General features: G+C 39.4%; 6 protein-coding genes. 4 read left to right on the top strand and 2 right to left on the bottom strand.

Annotated elements, in window-relative coordinates; all coding sequences use genetic code 11:
- Positions 1–50 precede the first annotated feature (50 nt).
- Positions 51–962, bottom strand: a complete 912-nt coding sequence (locus RNZ46_RS11675; RefSeq protein ID WP_316982374.1) for an endonuclease/exonuclease/phosphatase family protein — start codon at positions 960–962, stop codon at positions 51–53.
- A 206-nt stretch (positions 963–1,168) separates the two neighbouring features.
- Here RNZ46_RS11675 and RNZ46_RS11670 point away from each other — a divergent pair, with 206 nt between their 5' ends.
- The 4 genes from RNZ46_RS11670 (at position 1,169) to RNZ46_RS11655 (ending at position 21,758) form a co-directional block, all read left to right on the top strand.
- The gene (locus RNZ46_RS11670) at positions 1,169–5,743 is read left to right on the top strand and encodes a M14 family zinc carboxypeptidase (RefSeq protein ID WP_316982373.1); all 4,575 of its coding nucleotides are present in this window, start codon (positions 1,169–1,171) and stop codon (positions 5,741–5,743) included.
- 242 nt (positions 5,744–5,985) lie between these two features.
- Positions 5,986–11,748 carry a choice-of-anchor D domain-containing protein gene (locus RNZ46_RS11665; protein WP_316982372.1) on the top strand — a complete coding sequence of 1,921 codons (5,763 nt, stop codon included), beginning with the start codon at positions 5,986–5,988 and terminating at the stop codon, positions 11,746–11,748.
- Between the two features lie 323 nt (positions 11,749–12,071).
- Positions 12,072–16,274, top strand: coding sequence for a DUF8693 domain-containing protein (locus RNZ46_RS11660; RefSeq protein WP_316982371.1), 4,203 nt, complete (start codon positions 12,072–12,074; stop codon positions 16,272–16,274).
- A gap of 333 nt (positions 16,275–16,607) precedes the next feature.
- Entirely contained in the window at positions 16,608–21,758 is a 5,151-nt protein-coding gene (locus RNZ46_RS11655; protein WP_316982370.1) for a DUF8693 domain-containing protein, read from the top strand.
- Positions 21,759–22,149: 391 nt separating this feature from the next.
- On the opposite strand, the gene hisS is transcribed toward RNZ46_RS11655, so the two are convergent.
- Positions 22,150–23,787, bottom strand: a complete 1,638-nt coding sequence (hisS, locus tag RNZ46_RS11650) for a histidine--tRNA ligase (RefSeq protein WP_316982369.1) — start codon at positions 23,785–23,787, stop codon at positions 22,150–22,152.
- Between the last annotated feature and the right edge of the window lie 11 nt (positions 23,788–23,798).

Raw genomic sequence — 23,798 nt, 5'->3', positions numbered from 1 at the left:
GTACTATTTTTATCTATCTATTTATCCTGAAACAAATAATTAATATAGGGTTAATTGAATTGAAAAGTGGTAACTACAATGCCATGATCTGAAGGATACAAGACTTTGCTACCGTTTACGGTGATTGGTTTATTAAAAAAGGCATTATAAGTTTCAGATTTTATGGGTCTTATTTTTTCGCCTTTGTAAAAAATGTAATCTATTCGATGCTCATCAACTTCACCCTCTGAATCCCACGTAATTCCTGGATGTGTTAATGGGTTTGGGTTTAAGCTTCGGTAAGTATCAATTAATCCTAAATTTTCCAGTTCTTTGGTAGTTTGCCATGGCACGACCAAATTATTATGTATGGTTTTGGTGTTTTCGCCCCAATCTAAATGCGAAGGTGTATTCATATCGCCACCAAAAATTAGAGGTACGGCATCGGTGTCTTTTGCATACTTTTTTAAATAGGGCAATACGTTTTGAACCATGTTGAAACGGGTTCCTGTTTTTTCCCATTCAAGAAGTTCCTCGCTGGTTTTACCCATATTTTCCGGCGCATCGTTCCATGGCAAATAATGAAACCAATTGGATAAAAATCGAATCTTTTGATTGTTGATAATAATCTCACGGCCTCCCAAATAAAAAGGGTATTCAGTATCAATTCGATCCCCAAAAGGGTATTTTGAAAAAATGGACAGGTTTGTTCCTTTATCGTTTAAAGGCGTTTCTTTGGGTGCAATGAGATGAAAATTATACCCCAAAGCATCCGCAATATATTTTCCAGAACCATAAGTTTCAACCATTAATATAACGTCTGGATCAATTTCTTTTATAATCGCTATGGCATTTTCCTTTCCATTGGAAATATCATTGGCGCCGTGTAAAATATTCCACGCCATAACTTTAAAGCTATGTGGCTGTTCTTTTTCACAATTCGTAAATAAAATAAATAGAGTAAGTAAGAAAAGTGTTCGCATATAATTCTCATTGATTTTAAAATACCAAAAAAATGTATTTTTTTCTACAAAACTTCATTTAAGTAAAATCCACTGTTTATTAGGTGTTTAACAAAATTCATCGACAAAAAATATGTATTTCATCCGATTTATTTGCATTTCGTAGATGTTTTTTAAATTATTATTTTATATTAGCCACATAAATTCATTAACTAACCCCAAATCTAATGAAAAAAAATACTCTCATTTTTGTGCTGTTTACATTGATGGCACAAATTACTTTCTCTCAAGACATTAGTAAACTTAAGGCTGAAAAATATCTTTCTAGTAAAGGCGAGGTCACATTTACTTTTAAAGTTGATAGCAAAAACGACATTGATAAACACTCAAGGGATTTTTCAATTGTACATTACGACCCTAAGACAAAAACTGTTAAAGCTTGGGCTAATGAAAAACAATTTAGAATATTCGAATCCAAAAACATTCCTTTTGAAGTTCCAAAAAGTGAAAATGAAGTAGATGAAGCGGTTATATATGATAATTCTTCAAAAATCAAAAAAGGTAATTTAGCAGGAAAAAGTAAAGCTAATACACTTACTTTCCCTGTGTCTAGTTATCCAACTTATGCAGAGTACGCACAACAAATGCAAGATTTTGAAGATGACTACCCCACTTTAGTTGATAAGTTTAGTATTGGAACAACCACTCAAGGTGATAAAGAATTATTATTTGTAAAAATATCAGATAATGTTGGTACCGATGAGCAAGAGCCAAAACTCATGTTCACTTCATCAATGCATGGAGACGAGATTGCCGGTTACCCGATGATGCTTAGTTTAATAAATTATATACTAACCGTTTATACAGATACGGGACATGCCGATCATGCTAGAGTAAAAAACTTGGTAGAAAATGCCGAAATTTGGATTAACCCAAGTGCAAACCCTGACGGAACCTACCACAACAGCCCGGGAAACACTTCGGTAACTGGTTCAAGAAGAGGCAATGCCAACAATGTTGACTTAAACAGAAACTATCCAGATAACGTTCAAGGGGCACACACCGATGGCAATGCCTACCAAGTTGAAACCTTAGCATTTATGGCTTTGGCTGATGCCAATCATTTTGTTATATCTGCTAATTTCCATGGCGGAACAGAATTGGTAAACTACCCTTTTGACAATGCATACACTAGCCAATATACCCACCCTGACGGAGATTGGTTTGAATATACGGGCATCCAGTATGCAACACACGCCCAAAACGATAGCGATGCTTTAGGCGACACAACATACATGACAGCAGATGATGATAGCGATGTATATCCTAGCCCTGGCGTAACACATGGTGCTGAATGGTACCGTGTTTATGGCGGACGACAAGATTACATGAATTTTTATCATCAATGTAAAGAGATTACAGTAGAATTATCGGATACTAAAATTTTACCAGAAAGTCAGTTGGTAAACTATTGGCTATACAACCGCGATGCTTTATTAGATTTTTTAACACAAGGTACTTATGGATTTACAGGGGTGGTTAAAGATGCCAATACAAACAACCCTATAGAAGCCACAGTAACTATTGTGGGTCATGATGCTTATGGATCTCACACATACTCAGATGCTACACATGGCGATTTTTACAGACCCATTAAAGGGGGTGGTGACACAGATCCGAACACAACTGGTGATAATAACGCAACAGTGACTTACGATATTCTTTTTGAAGCAGATTGTTACCAATCCTTTACATTAACAAATCAAAGTATTGCTAATGACCAAAAGGTTGTATTACCAGATGTTTTATTAGTTCCTACAACTTCAGCTGTACCAACAAGTTTAGCTGCTTCTAGTATAAATTCTACTTCTGCAACCATGACATGGAGTTCTGGTTCTGGTGCTACTTTCGATCTTAGATATAGAGAAATTGGGGCTCCAACATGGATTGATGTTTTAGGAATTTCTTCCTCAACAAGTGATTTATCAGGGCTGAGTTCATCAACAAATTATGAAGTACAAGTAAGAAGTGTTTGTGATAGCTCAACGTCGTCATACACAAGTTCTACTAATTTTTCTACTACGGCTGTATCTTATTGCGCTTCTTTAGGGAACAATGCTGGAGCAACTGATGAATATATTAGCAACGTACAAGTAAAAACAATAAACAATAGCACAGGTAATGATCAATATTCCGATTATACAGCACAAATAGCAAATGTAGTATTGGGTGAATCGGTTTCAATATCAATTACACCAACATGGGGAGGTACACTTTACGATGAAGCCTATTCCGTTTGGATAGATTATAACGCAAATGGAGATTTTACTGATAGTGGAGAACAAGTGTGGACACAAAGTGCAACGCAAACCACTCCAGTTTCTGGCAATTTTACTATTCCATTAAGTGCAACATTAGGGTCTACGAGAATGAGGGTCTCAATGAAATATAATGGACTTCCTACTTCTTGTGAATCATTTCAATATGGTGAAGTAGAAGATTATACTATTAATATTACTAGCAACTTAACAACATGGTATCAAGATTCCGATGGCGATGGATTTGGAAATGCTGCTCTAACTCAAGACGCAGTTTCACAACCCGTGGGCTATGTAGCAAACAACACCGATTGCGACGATGGCAATGCCGCTATCAATGCACCGGTTACCTATTACGTAGATGCCGATGGCGATGGCTTCGGATCGACCACCACGGCCGAAATCTGCGCCACGTCCGCGCCTGCCGGATATAGCGATAACAACACCGATTGCGACGATGGCAATGCCGCGATTAATTCACCGGTAACTTATTATGTCGATGCCGATGGCGATGGCTTCGGATCGACCACCACGGCCGAATTGTGTGCTACTTCAGCACCTGCCGGATATAGCGATAACAACACCGATTGCGACGATGGCAATGCCGCTATCAATGCACCGGTAACCTATTACGTGGATGCCGATGGCGATGGCTTCGGATCGACCACCACGGCCGAACTATGCGCCACGTCCGCACCTGCCGGATATGCCGATAACAACACCGATTGCGATGATGGCAACGCTGCCATTAACAGTCCGGTAACCTATTACGTCGATGCCGATGGCGATGGCTTCGGATCGACCACCACGGCGGAACTCTGCGCCACCTCCGCGCCTGCCGGATATGCCGATAACAACACCGATTGTGATGATGGCAATGCCGCTATCAATGCACCGGTTACCTATTACGTGGATGCCGATGGCGATGGCTTCGGATCGACCACTACGGCCGAATTGTGTGCTACTTCAGCACCTGGCGGATATAGCGATAACAACACCGATTGCGACGATGGCAATGCCGCGATTAATTCACCGGTAACCTATTACGTGGATGCCGATGGCGATGGCTTCGGTTCGACCACCACGGCGGAAATCTGCGCCACGTCTGCGCCTGCCGGATATAGCAATAACAACACCGATTGTGATGATGGCAATGCGGCTATAAACAGTCCGGTTACCTATTACGTCGATGCCGACGGCGATGGCTTCGGATCGACCACCACGGCCGAACTCTGTGCCACGTCCGCGCCTGCCGGATATGCCGATAACAACACCGATTGCGACGATGGCAATGCCGCCATAAACAGTCCGGTAACCTATTACGTGGATGCCGATGGCGATGGTTTTGGATCGACCACCACGGCCGAACTCTGTGCCACGTCCGCACCTGCCGGATATAGCGATAACAACACCGATTGCGACGATGGCAATGCCGCCATAAACAGTCCGGTAACCTATTACGTGGATGCCGATGGCGACGGTTTTGGATCGACCACCACGGCCGAACTGTGTGCTACAACGGCACCTGCCGGGTATAGCGATAACAACACCGATTGTGACGATGGCAATGCCGCGATTAATTCACCGGTAACTTATTATGTCGATGCCGATGGCGATGGCTTCGGATCGACCACCACGGCCGAATTGTGTGCTACTTCAGCACCTGCCGGATATAGCGATAACAACACCGATTGTGACGATGGCAATGCCGCGATTAATTCACCGGTAACTTATTATGTCGATGCCGATGGCGATGGCTTCGGATCGACCACCACGGCCGAAATCTGCGCCACGTCCGCGCCTGCCGGATATAGCGATAACAACACCGATTGCGATGATGGCAATGCCGCTATCAACAGTCCGGTAACCTATTACGTCGATGCCGATGGCGATGGCTTCGGTTCGACAACTACGGCGGAACTCTGCGCCACGTCCGCGCCTGCCGGATATAGCGATAACAACACCGATTGCGACGATGGCAATGCTGCCATAAACAGTCCGGTAACCTATTACGTGGATGCCGATGGCGATGGCTTCGGTTCGACAACTACGGCGGAACTCTGCGCCACGTCCGCGCCTGCCGGATATAGCGATAACAACACCGATTGTGATGATGGCAATGCCGCCATAAACCCTGGAACTGCCGAAATTCCTGGTAATGGGATTGACGATGATTGTAATGCAGGAACACCCGATGGCACTTTAGGTATAGATGATGATTTTAATGAGAACAATGTGCTGATAACACCAAATCCTTTTAATGGAAATATTAGAATCAAGTTACCGCATAGTTATAATAATAGCGAATTTACAATCAAAATATATGATTTGAATGGGAGGCTGGTAGTAGATAAACAGTATTCTAGAATTAGCGGTACAATAAATATCTCTAGCTTAAACAATTTAGAGCAAGCACCGTACTTATTAAAAGTTATTAATAATAAAACAGGAGCAAGCCTAATGAAAAGATTAATTAAATATTAATATAAACGTGATGAATTGAAAAAGAGTTGAATCTTAAAATTTAGCTCTTTTTATATCACATTGATTGTCAAACAATTAAATAAACCTAAAAATCTAGCAAAAATCTAAAAACACAAATTACTGATAGTCAATTATTTAAAAAATTCAACTATGCATTTCATCGATTATTTTTGCATTTCATAGAGTTTTCATGTATGTTTGACCAGTAAATTGCTTAGTCCCAAGCTAAAATTTAACTACTTATGAAAAGGATCATTCTCTCTAAATGTAAACATGCGTTTATCATAATGTTTTTGTTTACAACAAGTTTTTCATATTCGCAATACTGTTCTTCCAATGGCAATAGCACTAGCGATGAGTATATTGGAAGGGTACAATTAAGTGCTATTGACAACTCATCTGGCGTAGGCACAACAAGCATGGGCTACTCAAATTTCACTGCTATTTCAACTAACCTGAATACCAGCACAAGCTATACAATAACCATAACGCCTACATGGACAGGTACTATTTATTCGGAAGGTTATTCGGTTTGGATAGATTACAACCAAGACAATGATTTTACAGATAGCGGCGAGCAAGTCTGGACTCGATCGGCTACGACGAACACACCTGTTTCCGGGTCTTTTACTGTTCCAGCAACCGCATTAGCTGGAAACACTAGAATGCGGGTATCGATGAAGTACAATGGCATTCCAACATCTTGTGAAAGTTTTAATTACGGAGAGGTTGAAGACTACACAGTAAATATTATTGGCCCATCAATTCCCGAAATAAATATAATAGGTAATACCAATCCCGTTCCGCATGATGCTACATTGAGCAATACCCCTTCAACTACCAATGATACCGATTTTGGAAATGTAGATGTTTCCTTTGGTACTAATGCAAACACTTTTACCATACAAAACACGGGCACAGGAACGCTTAACTTAACAGGAAGTCCTTTAGTAGTTATTGGTGGTGCAAACCCGGGTGATTTTGCGGTCACTGCGAATCCATCTACATCCGTAGCATCTAGTGGTAACACAACTTTTACCATTACCTTTAACCCTACGGTTTCAGGCTTAAGAACAGCTACGGTTAGTATAGCAAATGATGATGCAGACGAAAACCCATATACTTTTAATATTCAAGGTACAGGTACAACGACATTACAAGAAATAGATATTATGGGCAATGGCAATAGCGTTCCACATGATGCAACTTTAACTGATATTCCCACAACTACAAATGATACCGATTTTGGAAATGTAGATGTTTCCTTTGGTACTAATGCAAACACTTTTACCATACAAAACACGGGCACAGGAACGCTTAACTTAACAGGAAGTCCTTTAGTAGTTATTGGTGGTGCAAACCCGGGTGATTTTGCGGTCACTGCGAATCCATCTGCATCCGTAGCATCTAGTGGTAACACAACTTTTACCATTACCTTTAACCCTACGGTTTCAGGCTTAAGAACAGCTACGGTTAGTATAGCAAATGATGATGCAGACGAAAACCCATATACTTTTAATATTCAAGGTACAGGTACAACGACATTACAAGAAATAGATATTATGGGCAATGGCAATAGCGTTCCACATGATGCAACTTTAACTGATATTCCCACAACTACAAATGATACCGATTTTGGAAATGTAAACATTGCAGGTAGCACTAATGCCAACACCTTTACTATTTATAACTTGGGTACGCTTGCTAATCTAAACTTAACAGGGTCACCATTAGTTCAAATTGGTGGTGCAGATGCCGCAGACTTTACAGTAACAACTGCGCCATCAACCCCAATTGCATCAAGTAGCAGTACAACTTTCACCATAACTTTCGACCCAACAACCGTAGGCATTAAAAATGCTTGGGTTTCTATTGCAAATAACGATTCAACCGATAGCGAAAACCCGTATACTTTTAATATTAGAGGTACGGGTGTTCTTGTTCAAGCACCAGGCGGTGTTGATGCGGATTTAGAGTTATGGTTAAAAGGTAATGATGGATTAGGTTATACTGATGGCCAGAGCGTAAGTGTGTGGTCAGATCAAGGGAATGCTTCAGATGCCACTGTAAATACAGTTGGTCAAGAGCCAACATATTATGATAATGCTACACAAAACATCAACTTCAATCCGGTTGTAAACTTTGACAACCTTTCTACGGTATCAGATAGTAGCTACGATTACACGCAATTACCTCAAGAATATCTGGAAGGCACTTCTGGTTTTTACAGTAACGAAATTTTTATGGTTGTAATTCCTAATGTAACAGTTGATTCAAGTTTTGGTAGTATGGATATTTTTTGCTCAGATTCCAATCCCTCATCACAACAAAATGATGGTACTGGAATTGGTTTTGGTGCCTATTCTCAACGATTTAGCGGAGAAGTTTATTGCTACGCTCGTGCCTTATCAAGTGGGTTAAACTCAGGGTTTGGTGTTGCAGAAACTGGTGCTACTACCTATACCAATGCAGGTATAATTAACACAAGACATAATGTTGCTGCAAATGGTCAAGAGCTATATTATAATGCCCTAGACAAAGTAAACACAACTTCTGATGCCGCAGCTTGGGGCACAATAACCGATGGTAAATTTTGGATTGGACGTAGTGAAGGCTGGAGAGCCAGTCTTGACGGAAGGGTAGCTGAAATCATTACGTATTCATCCCGTAAAAACGATGCTGACCTAACCCAAGAACGCAACAGAATACAATCGTACTTAGCTATTAAATACGGCATCACATTAGGTGTAAACGGTACATCGCAAGATTATGTAGATAGTGATGGTAATGTTATTTGGGATCAATCAGCAAACTCAGGATATAATTATGACATTGCTGGTATTGGTCGTGACGATAAATCAGAATTGAACCAAAAACAATCCAGCAGTATTCACAATAACACTGATATTGATGGGCCTATTGAAGGCATATTAACTATAGGATTATCCGATATTTATACCACTAACAATTTAAATACAAGCACTTTTGCAAACGATAAAGAGTTTTTAACTTGGGGAAACAATGGTGTCGATTTAAACTTAGCAGCTTCAGTAATTAATGTTGATATGAGTGCTGGTATTGGAGGCTTAAGTACGCCTGTTACTTTTACAGGTATGCAGCGCATTTGGAAAGTAGTAGAAAATGGTGGCGATATCCCTTCTTGCAAAGTGAGAATACCTCAAAACGCAATAAGGAATATTACCCCGCCAGGGAGTTATTTAATGTTCATTTCTAATACACCCGTTTTCGACCCGACTGCAGATTATAGAGTGCTAACTCCTGACGGAAGCGGTAATTTAGAAACAGATTATGATTTTGATGGTATAAAATACATCACTTTTGGCTATGCGCCTCAGGTAATCGTTGAGCGTTCTGTTTATTTTGATGGTTTAGTTGATTATATAGATGTTGAGGATTATTTAGATTTAAACACTACCGAATTTACCATTTCTGCATGGATTAAAAGAGACACTGGAACAACAAACGCTTCCATCGTTTCAAAAAGAGATGCTGCTAATACGGAAGGATACGATTTTAGAATCAATGGTTCCGGCCAATTTGAGTTTTCCCTAAATGGCGGCACAGCAACTATTACATCATCCGTCGCTATACCAGAAAACGAATGGCACCAGGTAGCCGTAATTTATAATAGCGGTACGGCCACATTGTATATAGATGGTGTTGCCGATACTTCTGCATCATCACTACCGGCTCCTGTGGCTACAACCCAATCATTTATTATTGCTGCAGCAGATGGTTACGATCCAGACACCACAGATTTCTTTGCAGGTAATATTGATGAAGTTCGTATTTGGGATGTGGCACTAACACAAAACCAGTTGCGCTATATCATGAATCAAGAAATTATTGATGCTGCTATTGTACCTACGCCCACTCTGATTAAAGGCGATATCATACCAACAACCATTACAAATAACGAAATTGCTCCTATTCCTTGGGCAAGTTTAGCTGGATATTACCCCATGTCTGTATATACCTATACCAACACCAATGATATGTCTGGCAACAATCATCAAGGAGCTCTAAGAAATTTAGATACCGTAGATTATCAAACAGCACCATTCCCCTACGAATCGCAAGCTGCTGGTTCATGGGATGCCGATGCAACATGGCTAAACAATACGGTACAAACATTACCTAACGCGCTTTCTATTGTTGATGGCACTACGCCTATCGATTGGAATATTGTTGAAATTAACAACGATGTTTATTTAGGCGCATCACCAACAGGAGCCCGATCTAGAGACTGTACGGTGGAAGGTTTAATTATAAACAGTGGCAATTTACAAGTCAACGGAAACACAGCAACAAACGATGGCATAGCCTTAACCGTATCCCATTACTTAAAACTTGATGGCAGCATAGATTTAGAAGGCGAATCGCAACTAATCCAAACCGATGGTAGCGATTTAGACCCTACCAGTTCCGGAACACTTGAAAGAGACCAACAAGGAACCTCCAACACCTATTTGTACAACTATTGGTGCTCGCCTGTAGGTGTAAGCAATGCTACAACAAACAACAACAGCTATACTTTACAAGATGTCATTACCAATGTAGGCTTTATTAGTTCGGGTTACAATGGTACGGCCTCTCCGGTTAGAAATGCCGATTATTGGATTTGGAAATATGCCAATTTAACCGGTGATGAATACTCACTATGGCAACATATAAGAAGTACCGGGACTTTAAATACTGGTGAAGGATTTACTATGAAAGGCCCAGGTACGGCAACACCAGACCAAAACTACATATTGCAAGGAAAACCAAACAATGGCGACTTCACACTAACAATAGGTGCTGGCAATGAATATTTAGTAGGAAATCCATATCCATCAGCTATGGATGCCGATGAGTTTATTAGAGACAACATTAGCGCTACCGATGGCGGAAATGTGGGTAACACAGACAATGTGATTAACGGCGCCTTATATTTCTGGGATCATTTTGCCAACAATACACATGCCTTAGCCGAATACGAAGGTGGTTATGCCACCTACACCTTAATGGGTGGCGCTGTGGCTATTTCAAACGATACAAGAATCAATGCATCCGGACAAACAGGAAGCAAGACGCCACAACGCTATATTCCAGTTGGACAAGGGTTCTTTGTATCTTCTATTGCTGATGCCTCTTTGGTTGGCGCACCAAACGACCCCGGAATTACCCAACCCGTAGTAGGTGGTACTATTCAGTTTAAAAATAGTCAACGTGCATTTATGAAAGAAGGTGCTGCCCAGTCCTTATTTGTTAAAAATGGTTCTAAAACCAAGACTACTGCCAAAAACCAAAATAACGACACGCGACAAAAAATAAGATTGATGTTTGAGTCTCCCGATGGATACCACCGTCAACTCCTTGTTGGCGTGGATGATAATGCATCGAATAATTTTGATTTAGGCTATGATGCACTGCTTAACGAAAGCAACAAAGAGGATATGTATTGGCAGTTTAACAATGCAAAACTTATTATTCAGGCGGTTAATAATTTTAATGAGGACCAAGAGCTTCCATTAGGCATTACAACCCATAAAGATGGATTGGCAACCATAAGAATTGATGTTTTAGAAAACATAAAAACAGAAACCAACATCTATTTACACGATAAAGATTTAAACATTTATCACAATTTAAAAGATGGTCATTATCAAGTTTATTTAACTCGGGGAGAATATTCTAATCGCTTTCAAATCACCTTTAAAGATGATACCTCGAAAGCCTTAGGGACAGACGATTTTGAAAACGCGAACCTCGACGTTTATTTTTCGAACGAAAAAGAAAGCTTTATTATACACAACCCCGATTTAAAATATATAGAGTCGGTAACTGTTTACAATATCTTAGGGCAGTCTATTTACAGTTTTAACAGTAAATCCCAAGAAAACTATATAGCACATAAAACAAAAAGTATTAGAACGGGCGTTTACATTGTAAAAATGAAAACAGACCAGGGCGTAATTTCTAAAAAAATATTGATAAAATAGTTGAAGTGTAGATCCCAAATCTATTTTTTTTCCTAACTATGTTTTGTTAAAGTCCTGAATTATTATTCAGGGCTTTTTTGTTAGCAAACGGTTTAAAACTCACATCAAAAAGAACCATCTGGTTTAAGAAAAAAATCATGTATTTAATTGACAATTAGTCCTTTTATTATTTGATTTTCTACCTACTTTTAACTCATATTAACCAAACAAATTGATATGTTCAACAAGTGTTTTATGGTTTTTATCGAAAAAAATTTTAATACGTTTAAAATTTCAACATATTGAAAACCAATTAATTTCGATTTACCCCAAAATCTAAAAAAATGAAAACAAAACTACTTGTGGCTATTGGCCTTCTGTTTGCTGTTACACTTTCTTTTGCTCAAAATTCAGGAGTTAAAATAAAAATAAAATGGCCCAGCAATTCTTACGAAAACAAAGTTGAGGTATACAATACCACAAATGATTTACTCCTAACTATCTGCGATGATTCGCAATGTTATTCCGCGACACAAACAGGACCTCTTCAAGCCTACGGCGGCAGATACGATTTAGGTTGCGTAACCAACGGCAATAATTACTATATAAAATTATACGATATAGCCAATAATGGTTGGTCTGGCGGAAGCTTTGTTTCTGTAGAGGTGGCCGGAATCGAGGTTTTAAACAATAATGGCAGCAGCGCAAGTGCCTCAGGAGATACCATATATTTTAACGTATCTGGTGGCGATGCCGTATGTAACGCCTTAACTGATACAGATGGCGATGGTATTGCTGATTATTTAGATTACGACGATGATGCTGATGGCATTACCGATGCCATTGAAAACCTGGGCAAAAACAGGTTTGAGTGTACACTACCCGCATTGGATTTTATTAATGGTACCTATGACGCCTCGGCAAGTTCGGGATCCGCCGGTACGGTTGGTGCTATTTATAGATTTGGAAATGCTATTCAAGGGTATGATGTTTTAATGGAAGTCACGGAATTGGACAATACCAGCATTGCCAATATCGATAACGACTTGGTCGATAATCCCACATACCTACAAACCGAACTCACTTTTTCGGGTGTGGGTACACCCGGTGCAACCTTTAAGTTTACTATTGTAGATGCCGGAACCACTTCGCCTTCAACTCAAATTTTTAGAGTCAATGGTATTACATGGGATTGTGATGGTAGCGGAAGCCTAAAAGAATCGGTGGTATACCAAAACCCTGCAGCATACGGCGTTGAGAACCCTTCAAATCTAGAAATTTTAGATCTTGGTTCCAACAACATTCAAATAAGTGCCTCTGGCCTTCAAGAGGGTCCCGGATTTTCAAATTTAAAAGTGTTGCGTGCCTATTATCAATTTATTGGTAATTCCTTTACCATGAGAATGCAGGCTTTAAAAACAAGTACTGGATCAAGAACAAGGCAGTTTGGTATGTCGTTTACACAATGTGAATTCTTGGATTTTAATGCCAATTCACTCATTATCGTTACGGGTGAAGATGACGATGGCGACGGCAGATACAATCATTTGGATATTGACAGTGATGCCGATGGTATTCCAGATAATGTTGAAGCTCAACCAACCATAGGATATTTAGTGCCTACCGGAAGCATATCAACCAATGGAATCGATATTAATTACGGTACCGGATTAGTTGTTGTTGATACCGATGGGGATAAAATTCCAGATTTTTTGGACACAGATTCTGATAATGACGGATATTTAGATATTCAAGAAAACGGAATGGCAGATACCTCTACGGCTGCCGATGTTGATAACGATGGACTAAATAATGCCTTTGAAACAAATGGTGTGATGGATGTTGCTTGGGACGTGAATGAAGATATTGAAGACCCCACGGATTTATCCATTTTACCAGACTCGGACTCCGATTTAACATTAGGCGGCGATTTAGATTATAGAGATTTATTTGATATTAATCTACCTATTTATGCGTCTATAGATTTTGATGGTGTTGATGATTACCTATCGAGAACAGGCTTTATAGACGGATTAAACGATGTTACGGTTATGGCATGGGTAAAAACAGATGCGGGCAACTCAACCGATATGACTATTGTTGGAGAAGACACCGGGTTTAAGCTGTGGCTTCAAAATGGCAATAAACCTATGTTAACAGTAAAAACAGCAGGTAATTCTGAGTCTGTTTTAGGCTGTAGTTGTGCTAGTATTAATTATGATGAATGGCACCATGTAACGGGTACCTACACAAGTGCAACCGGTGCAGTGGCTTTATATGTAGATGGTGTTTTAGTGAGCTCGAATAACGTTGGCAATTCAGGTGCCCCAATTGAGGTTTCAGAAAATTCAAACGGAAATTTTGAAGTCGGTAGACTTTCAAGCGAAGTAAGTAATAAAGAATACTTTAAAGGAGATATTGATGAAGTTCGTGTCTTTAACACGGCACTTAACGCTGAACAAATTCAGCAAATGGTTTATCAAGAAATTGTAAATAACGCTGGAAATGTTACCGGAAGTACAATCCCAAAACATATTGGAGATATATCGGGGTGCAGCATCATACCCTGGAACAATTTATTGGCCTATTACCCCATGACCAATATTCAAATGGGCACCACATCTGATTATTCCAGCTATAATAATTTATTATACATAAACTATATAACTACGGTGCAAGAGCAAACCGCACCAATGCCCTATACAACGTCCAATGATGGAGATTGGTCTATTGAAAACACTTGGCTTCACGGTAATGTATGGGATATAGAAAATGAAGTCACAAACAAAGATTGGTCTATCGTATCCATAAAAAACAACGTAAATACTTCAAATAACCACAACACCTTGGGCTTGTTAATAGATTCTGGAGCTACACTTACCATAAATAATGATAAGCTATTAAACAATAGTTGGTACCTAAAAATAAATGGCAAATTGGATTTGCAGGGCGAATCGCAACTCATTCAAAGTGAAGATAGCGCATTAGAGGTTGCAAGTACTGGAACCTTAGAACGCGACCAACAAGGCACCAAGGATTTTTATACCTATAATTATTGGTCCTCGCCCGTTGGTATAAGCAACACTACAAGTAACAATAACAGTTACACGGTATCAGATGTACTCAATGATGGCTCCGTGGCAAACGCACCACTTCCTGTTAATTTTATTTCTGGCTATGACGGTTCTCCTGGAAACCCCGGTATAACACCAATTGGTATTGCATCCACTTGGATTTGGAAATATGCCAATAAACTCTCAGACGATTACGCTTCGTGGCAACATGTTAAAAACACCGGAACCATATTGGCCGGAGAAGGCTACACCATGAAAGGGGTCGACAACAGCGCATCGTCTTTTACCGAAGAACAAAATTATGTTTTTAACGGAAAACCACACAATGGCGATATTACCCTAACCTTATCTTCCGGAAACGATTATTTAATCGGCAATCCGTATGCCTCAGCCATTGATGCCAACGAGTTTATACTCGATAACATTAGCGATGGAGCCGGAAGAGCATCTAATAATATTATTGACGGCACGCTTTATTTCTGGGATCATTTTGCCGGTAACACCCACGTGTTGCGCGAGTATCAAGGTGGTTATGCAACCTATACCTTAATAGGTGGTATTAAAGCAACTTCAACAGATGCAAGAATTAATGCCTCTGGACAAGAAGGCACTAAAGTACCCCAAAGATACATACCGGTGAGCCAAGGATTTTTTGTAACTGCCGATGCGGGCGGAACCGTTACTTTTAAAAACAGCCAACGCATTTTTAAAACCGAAGCCTCAGACCCTTCATTGTTCGTAAAAGGCACAAAATCAAAAGGAAAATCGAGTACCGCTGAAACGGATTTGGACAATAGACAGAAAATCAGACTGATGTTAGACTCGCCCAAAGGATACCACCGCCAACTGCTGGTTGGGGTTGATGAAAATGCCACAGACGGTATTGACATAGGCTACGACGCTCCTTTAATTGAAGATAATGTTGAAGATTTGTTTTGGGTATTTTCAAATAAAAACTTCGTTATTCAAGCGGTGGATAATTTTGATAACAATCAAATCCTTCCCTTAGGTATCAAAATTGCCCAAGAAGGTTTGACTACGATTAAAATTGATGGATTAGAAAACATTCCCAATTCCAAAAAAGTGTATTTACACGACAAAGAATTAAACGTATATCAGGATTTAAAGAAAAAGGATTACAATGTACACCTAGCCGTAGGTGAATATTTAAACCGTTTTGAGATAAGGTTTTCAAAATCGTCGCAATCACTAAGCACAGACGAAACCAATAAAAAGTCTATTGAGGTTTATTATTCAAATGAAGAAGACCAAGTTGTTGTGCACAACCCTAATACACAACTTATCGAATCGGTTGAAATGATAAATATTCTTGGGCAATCGCTTTTTAAATTTGATATAAATACACATGACGATTATTTAAAGTACAAAGCATCGCAAATAAAAGCAGGCACCTATATTTTAAAGATAGAAACCGAATACGGAAAACTGTCCAAAAAAGTCTTGATAAAATAGCGGGTTGATTGAATTGCTATTCCTCAATCTGCTTTTAATTTTTTAACGTTACTATACCATAAGTCCTGAACTAACCTTCAGGATTTTTTCTTAATAACTAATCCTTCAAACAGTACTCTAATAGTTCGGTATAAACCCCTTTTGGCTAGTTCGTTCAATAAACCAAACAACTCACATTGCTTACAACATTTACTTTTTATTATAACCACAAATCAGGTAATCAGCCATAAATTATTACATTTTTTTACGTTTTACCGATTTTTTTTGCATTTCATAGATTTTATTCATATCATTGCTTTGGATTAATTGTTTCTCTCAAATCACGACCCAACCATGAACCACATTACATTGCTTAGTGCATTTATTTGCGAAATACTTAAATTTCTAAACAAACAGCATCCAAAGTGGGCTTTTATCCTATTATTTGCAATTATAGGCTTCAACTCGATAGGTATGCATTCACAAGCGCCAGCGAATGATAATTTCGTGAACGCTACTTTAGTCACCCACACATCCAACTGGTGTTCGGCAGACGCGCAATACACCACTATTAATGCCACCCCAGACGGCGTGAAAGGAACGGCTTGGAACAACGGACCAAATTACAATGTGTGGTTCAAATTTCAGGCCACCACAACCCAAGTCAATGCCCAGATTAGCATGGGCGGAAGCTTAGGCAACATGCGCTTTCCGTTTTTAGCCCTTTGGGACAACTCAGGAACCGAAATTACCAGTGCGACCCATTACAGTTCCAGAAGCTCACTAAACGTGCAATCTGACAATTTAACCATCGGAAACTGGTACTATATCTCTGTCGACAATCATAATAGCGCCAGTTACCGTGGTAGTTTCAGTTTATGCATTGATGACGAAGTAAATTACGATTATATGGAAAAAGCCGTAGTTGTTCCGCATACATCCAATTGGTGTTCTGCTGATGCGGAGTACACTACCATTAACGGTTCACCAGATGGAGTGAAAGGAACGGCTTGGAACAACGGACCAAACTATAATGTGTGGTTCAAATTTCAGGCCACCACAACCGAAGTCAATGCCCAACTTAGCATGGGCGGAGGATTAGGTACCATGCGCTATCCGTTTTTAGCGCTTTGGGACAACTCAGGAACCGAAATTACCAGTGCGACCCATTACAGTTCCAGAAGCTCACTAAACGTACAATCTGACAATTTAACCATCGGAAACTGGTACTATATTTCCGTCGACAATCATAATAGCGCCAGTTACCGCGGCAGTTTTAGTTTATGTATTGATGACGAAGTTAATTACGATTATATGGAAGAAGCCGTGGTTGTTCCACATACCTCCAATTGGTGTTCTGCTGATGCGGAGTACACCACCATTAACGCTTCACCAGATGGCGTGAAAGGAGCCGCATGGAACAACGGACCGAATTATAATGTGTGGTTCAAATTTCAGGCCACCACAACCGAAGTGAATGCCCAAATTAGCATGGGTGGAAGCTTAGGTACCATGCGCTATCCGTTTTTAGCGCTCTGGGACGGCTCAGGAACCGAAATTACCAGTGCGACCAATTACGGCTCCAGAAGCTCCATTAACGTACAATCTGACAATTTAACCATTGGGGATTGGTACTATATTTCTGTTGACAATCATAATAGCGCCAGTTACCGCGGCAGTTTCAGTTTATGTATTGATGATGTGGTTAACAACGATTATAAAGAAGAAGCCGTGATTGTTCCACATACATCCAATTGGTGTTCTGCCGATGCTGAGTACACTACCATTAACGCTTCTCCAGATGGCTTGAAAGGAGCCGCTTGGAACAACGGACCGAATTATAATGTGTGGTTCAAATTTCAGGCCACCACAACCGAAGTGAATGCCCAAATTAGCATGGGTGGAAGCTTAGGCACCATGCGCTATCCGTTTTTAGCGCTCTGGGACAGCTCAGGAACCGAAATTACCAGTGCAACTAATTATAGCTCCAGAAGCTCCATTAACGTGCAATCTGACAATTTAACCATTGGGGATTGGTACTATATCTCTGTCGACAATCATAAGGGCGCCAGTTACCGCGGCAGTTTCAGTTTATGCATTGATGATGTGGTTAACAACGATTATAAGGAAGAAGCCGTGGTTGTTCCACATACATCCAATTGGTGTTCGGCAGATGCTGAGTACACTACCATTAACGCTTCTCCAGATGGCTTGAAAGGAGCCGCTTGGAAAAACGGACCAAATTATAATGTGTGGTATAAATTTCAGGCCACCACAACCCAAGTCAATGCCCAGATTAGCATGGGCGGAAGCTTAGGCACCATGCGCTATCCGTTTTTAGCGCTTTGGGACAACTCAGGGACGGAAATTACCAGTGCTACCTATTACAGCTCCCGAAGCTCCATTAACGTGCAATCTGCCAATTTAACCATTGGAAACTGGTATTACATCTCTGTCGATAATCATGTTGGAGCCAGTTACCGAGGCAGCTTCAGTTTATGTGTTGATGATAAGGTAGATTATGATTTTTATGAAGCCGCTATTGATGTAACTAGTTTGATAAACTCTTGCTCGGCAGATGCTCTTTACACTACAATTGGCGCTTCTCCCGACCGTAATAAAGGATCGAACTGGAACAATAACGGACCTAAAAAGAACAGATGGTTTAAATTTACGGCCCCCGCAACGGGACAAGTAAATATAACTGTTGACATTGGCGGATCTAAGGGAACGCAAAGAGCCACTCAAATTGCCTTATGGGAGGCAGACGGCTTAACCGAGGTAAAAAGCAGTCGATACACTTCTACCAACGATGATGTTATTTTATCTGCAAATAGTTTAACTTCAGGGGATACTTATTATATTTCTGTTGATGTTTACTCTGGCCATGAAGGAACATTTACACTTTGCATAGAAAATACATTTGTTGATTTTGATGGAGTTAGCAGTTATGTGGACTTTGGAAATAATCATAATTTTAATGGATCGTTTTCATTGGAAGCCTGGATATTTCAGAAATCGAATGCTTCAACAGCCACTGTAATTTCGAAAGGAGATGCAAAAGCAGGCGCCCCAAGAGGTTATCATTTATCAATTAAAAATGGGTTTCCCAATTTAACATGGTATAACAATTCGGGAACTGAAATTTTAAATATCACATCACCCCATCAAATAACAAATAATATTTGGCACCATGTAGCATCTTCCTATAATGGTACTACCGCCTCGTTGTATTTAGACGGTGTTTTAGTTGCCAGCAGCAATTCATCTCGACCATCAAACAATAACAGAAAATTTATGTTGGGTGCGACTTATGATAGTAGCACACCATCCACACCAAAGCATTATTTCAATGGTTATATCGATGAAGTTCGTGTATGGAATGTTGCCTTAAATGAGCGGCAATTACGAGAAATGATGAATCAGGAAATTACTCAAAATGGAACAGCGGTTAAAGGCCAAGTAACGCCTTCGAATATTAGTAACAATCTGTTGTGGAGTAGCTTAAAAGGCTATTATCCAATGACCAACAGTACGCCCGCCGACCATTCAAGCCAGAAGATCCATGGGATTTCAAAAAACAATACATCGTCCATCCAACTTCAAACAGCACCGCTACCTTATAAATCAGCAGCCCACGGAGATTGGGAAACCACCAGCACATGGCTCAACAATTCGGTACAATACATTCCTAACTCAAGGCTTTATGGCACACAAATAGACTGGAATATAATTGTTACAAATCATAATTTAGAAATAAACAGAAACACAACAGTGGTAGGCTTAATTGTTGCGTCAAACGAAATTAAAGTAAATGGTACTACCGTTTTATCTACCGGTGTAGGTACAGGTAATGGATTATTTGTATCGAAGTATTTAAAACTAGATGGCAAACTGGATTTGCAGGGCGAATCGCAACTCATCCAAAGTGAAGGTAGCGTATTGGAGGTTGCAAGTTCAGGAGCCGTAGAACGCGACCAACAAGGCACCAAGGATTTTTACACTTACAATTACTGGTCGTCTCCTGTTGGTATAAGAAACACAACAAGTAACAATAACAGCTACACGCTTGCCGATGTGCTAAACGACGGAACTGTTCCAACGGCACCGCTGCCCATAACGTTTGTTTCCGGGCATAATGGCACCCCAGGTTCTGCAGGTATAACACCAATTGGTATTGCATCCACATGGATATGGAAATATGCCAATAAATTAACCGATAATTATGCCTCATGGCAACACGTAAAAAATACCGGAACCATATTGGCCGGAGAAGGCTATACCATGAAAGGCGTCGAAAATAGCGCATCGTCTTTTACCGAAAAGCAGAATTATGTTTTTAACGGCAAACCCAATAATGGTGATATTACCCTAACCTTATCCGCCGGAAACGATTATTTGGTGGGCAACCCCTATGCCTCGGCCATAGATGCAAACGAATTTATATTAGACAATATTAGCGATGGAGCCGGTAGAGCATCTAATAATATTATTGATGGAACGCTTTATTTCTGGGATCATTTTGCCGGTAACACCCACGTACTGCACGAGTACCAAGGTGGCTATGCAACCTATACGCTTATGGGTGGTATTAAAGCCGTATCGACCGACGCCAGAATTAATGCCTCGGGAAAAGCTGGAACAAAAGTGCCGAAGCAGTTCATCCCCGTTAGCCAAGGATTTTTTGTAACTGCCGATGCGGGCGGAACCGTTACTTTTAAAAATAGCCAACGCATTTTTAAAACCGAAGCGTCCAATCCTTCATTGTTTGTAAAAGGTACAAAATCAAAAGGCAAATCGATTAGCGCTGAAACGGATTTGGACGAAAGACAGAAAATCAGATTGATGCTAAACTCGCCCAAAGGGTACCACCGTCAACTGTTGGTTGGCGTTGATGAAAATGCCACAAACGGTATTGATAAAGGTTACGACGCCCCATTAATTGAAGATAATGTTGAAGATTTATTTTGGGTATTTTCAAATAAGAACTTCGTTATTCAAGCGGTGGATAATTTTGACGACAATCAAATTCTTCCCTTAGGCATCAAAATTGCCCAAGAAGGTTTGGCTTCTATTGAAATTGATGAACTTGAAAATATAGATAATAGTAAAGCCATTTATTTGCACGATAAAGCTTTAGATGTGTACCACGATTTAAATGAAAAACCTTATGAAGTACATTTAGCGGTGGGCCAATATTTAAACCGTTTTGACATAAGGTTCTCAAAATCGTCGCAATCACTTAGCACAGACGAAGCCCATAAAAAATCTATTGAGGTTTATTTTTCAAATGAAGAAGATCAGATTATTGTTCACAACCCCAATGCGCAACTTATCGAATCGGTTGAAATGATTAATATTCTTGGACAATCGCTATTCAAATTTGAAATAAGCTCAAACGATAATTATTTAAAATATAAAGCGTCGCAAATAAAAACAGGCACCTATATTTTAAAAATTAAAACCGAACATGGCGAACTTTCCAAAAAAGTATTGATAAAATAGTGAGTTGAATTAGTTGTATTCCCAAATCTACTTTTTAACTTTCTTACCTCAAGTCCTGAACTGACCTTCAGGACTTCTTGGTTTTAAAAATTAAGGTTTTACGCATTTTTTTAAGAACCTATCTGAAAAGTCATTTTGTTTTTTGTCAGGTCGATCCTATCGAAATATGACTATTAAACTGTTGAGCATTTTGGCAGAATTCTGTCAATTCGAGTGAGCTTTACGATTGAAATGAGTAGAATTTGTATCGAGAAAAATAATTTTTGAACCATAAATGGGTTATCGATACAATTTTTCGTTTCTCAAAATAACTCGAACTGATATATTGAAATTATTTTTATTCAAAATGCACACGGGGTAACTATTAGTATAATCTTTTAGAGAGCCCTTTTTATTTTACACTATCGATTAATTGTTGCAGTGATAACTTAAATTGTTCGCCGGAACCCATATCTTTTAAAGTATAATTATTAGAATTTATTTCCTCCTCGCCTACTAAAACCACAAACGGAATGGCTCGTTTATTGGCATGATTCATTTGTTTTTTCATTTTAGCAGCATCAGGATACAATTCAGCATTAATACCATTTATGCGTAATTGTTTAATGGCTTTTAAACTGAATAGCGCTTCTTTTTCACCAAAGTTAATGAACAATACGGCAACGTTTTTAGTAACCGTTTCCGGGAATAAACCAAGTTCTTCAAGCACCAAATAAATGCGATCCAAACCAAAGCTAATACCTACGCCACTTGTATCTGGTCTTCCAAAAATACTGGTTAAATCGTCGTAGCGACCGCCACCGCCAATAGAACCCATTTTCACGGATTTGGGAGCTGAAACTTCAAAAATAGCGCCTGTGTAATAGTTTAGTCCGCGTGCCAACGTTACATTGAGTTGCAATGTGGCGGTTGATAAACCCAATTCTGTAATGGCATTATTTATAAACGCTAATTCTTCGATCCCTTTTTTACCGGCTTCGGAGGTGCTTAAAATACTTTTCAAACCTTCAATTTGAGATTCGAAAGTTCCAGACAAATTAAACAAAGGTTGTAATTTATTAATCCCTTCTTCTGAAATCCCTTTTGAAAGCATTTCTTCTTTTACCTTCTCCTCGCCTATTTTATCGAGTTTATCTAAAGCCACTGTAAAGTCGATTAACTTATCGCTTGCGCCGATAACCTCGGCAATTCCAGACAATATTTTTCGGTTGTTAATTTTTATGGTCACACCTTCCAGTTTTAAAGCTGAAAATACCGTGTCGTACAATTGAATAAACTCTACTTCTTGCCACAAACTTTTACTTCCAACCACATCGGCATCGCATTGGTAAAACTCCCTAAAACGTCCTTTTTGCGGCCTATCGGCACGCCAAACGGGTTGGATTTGGTAGCGCTTAAATGGGAATTCTATCTCGTTTTGGTGTTGTACCACGTAGCGTGCGAAAGGAACGGTGAGGTCGTATCGGAGGGCTTTTTCGGAGATTAAATTTGTATTTGCATAAGAGTTTAAAAAATACTTCTCTAAATATTCATTATAGAAAACTTGAAATGCATCAGACTTTACAGTTTCCTTCCCAACAGAATTTAGATTTTCATATTCTAAGAAATCTTTTTCAAATAACATAAAAGTCTTTTTTAATAAAGCTTTTATCTCATTAGTTTCATCTTTAAAATAGGCATTAATTGATTCGATAAGTAAATCTTCAAAAATATAATCATCATTTATTGAACGTAAAATTTTATCATAAACTCCAAAAAAATTTGAAACCAGTATAGCTACTTTAGTGTCATTTTTTCTCAAATCTTTAAAATAATCCCCAGAGTTCAAAATCTTAAAAATCAAGCGGTCACCTTCATCACCATATTTTCCCATCAACGTATCTGAGTTTTCAAAACTTGGGGTTTCAATGGGTTGAAATCCGTAGGTTTTAAAAGCACCGCGGATGGTATTAAAAATATAGTTTCGTTTGGCAACTTGTTCCGGATTAAAATCTCTGGTGCCTTTTGGGATGCTTGGTTTTTGAGCCATTTAATAATTTT

It is taken from the genome of Hwangdonia lutea (assembly GCF_032814565.1).
GTDB lineage: Bacteria > Bacteroidota > Bacteroidia > Flavobacteriales > Flavobacteriaceae > Hwangdonia > Hwangdonia lutea.
This window is presented reverse-complemented; position numbering and strand designations above follow the sequence as displayed.